Annotated in this window: 1 protein-coding gene and 1 pseudogene; both read left to right on the top strand. The window is 40.0% G+C overall.

Features of this window, described 5'->3' with window-relative positions; all coding sequences use genetic code 11:
- Nucleotides 1-225: pseudogene (locus IQR33_RS06720) on the top strand (hypothetical protein); the annotation flags it as partial.
- Nucleotides 226-265: 40 nt separating this feature from the next.
- Nucleotides 266-817 carry a hypothetical protein gene (locus tag IQR33_RS06715; RefSeq protein ID WP_025633965.1) on the top strand — a complete coding sequence of 184 codons (552 nt, stop codon included), beginning with the start codon at nt 266-268 and terminating at the stop codon, nt 815-817.
- The last annotated feature ends 297 nt before the right edge of the window (nt 818-1,114 follow it).

Raw genomic sequence — 1,114 nt, 5'->3', positions numbered from 1 at the left:
CTTGCCCCTCCATTTAAACAAGCTGAAACCAAAATATTGTTTGGTAAGGGTTTCGATTACTACGGTGAAGTTCTTGATTTAGGCTTAGATGCTCGAATTATAGACAAACGTGGTACTTGGTACCTTTACAAAAACCTTAAGCTTGGGCAGGGCAGATTGTCAGCGACAGAGGCCTTAGAAAACGACAAAGTCCTTCTTGAAGAGATATTATCTCGGATTAATTAGATTAAGGTATGTTGCGGGAAAACCGCAACATAAAGGCATAATGTTATTTAGTGACTTTCAGAAAAATCTAGACAAATTACCTTTTGATGAATTGCAATCACGGAGAAAGGGGCAGTCTGTACGCTCATTAGCTTATTTTCTTGGCTCAAATGAAGTCGCGATTCAAAAGTACAAAAATAATCCCGACGAACCTGTAAAGGAATCGCATATTCGATGCGTTGATTTTCTTTTGAAAATGCCAAAAGAGCAACAGATCCACATTCTATCTCAGAGTGTAAACAATCCTATCTTAAGCGTTACAGAGTCACAGCGCTGTAAAGTGAAGCATTATGATGCTCTGGAGAGTCGTCTCCTGAAGTTGGGTATGTCGAAGTTAGGGGTGTATTCATTATTGGGTACTCGTAATAGCGTTGTGGATAACGCACGAAAAAAAGGCGCCATGTCAAAAGGCTTGGCAGCGATCGTTGGGTTAACGAGTCGATTTAGTAATGATGAGCTCTTGGAACTAGCTGTCGAATACGAGACATCTGAGCGAAAATTGCCCGCTTTGAAAGAAAAGCTTATGAAAAAGCATTCTAAGTCCTCAACTTAACGACAAAAGTTGAACTGCAAGCTCAAAACGTGAATCTGGATAAGGATAATCTGAGAGCAATCAATAAACTAGCGAAATCGCTGGTTTATTTAGAAAACTAATCTATGTCATTTACGTATAAAAAAAAGGATTTGAAGTGAAAAAATACTTAGCACTCTCGATTTTAGTAGTCCTATCTGGCTGTGGTGGTGGCGGAGAAGGTGGTGGCACCAATAGCAGTAGTGGCGATAAGTCACTTGTACTTACTGTAACAGATCCAACTCAATCACTAGTGGAGAATGGGGCGTCAATAACCGT

This window comes from Vibrio sp. OPT46 (assembly GCF_015163535.1).
In the GTDB taxonomy this organism is placed as follows: Bacteria; Pseudomonadota; Gammaproteobacteria; order Enterobacterales; family Vibrionaceae; genus Vibrio; species Vibrio alginolyticus.
This window is presented reverse-complemented; position numbering and strand designations above follow the sequence as displayed.

What these genes read in the sequence shown, in the direction of transcription:
- IQR33_RS06715 (WP_025633965.1), top strand. Translation starts at nt 266, where the DNA reads ATGTTATTTAGTGACTTTCAGAAAAATCTAGACAAATTACCTTTTGAT.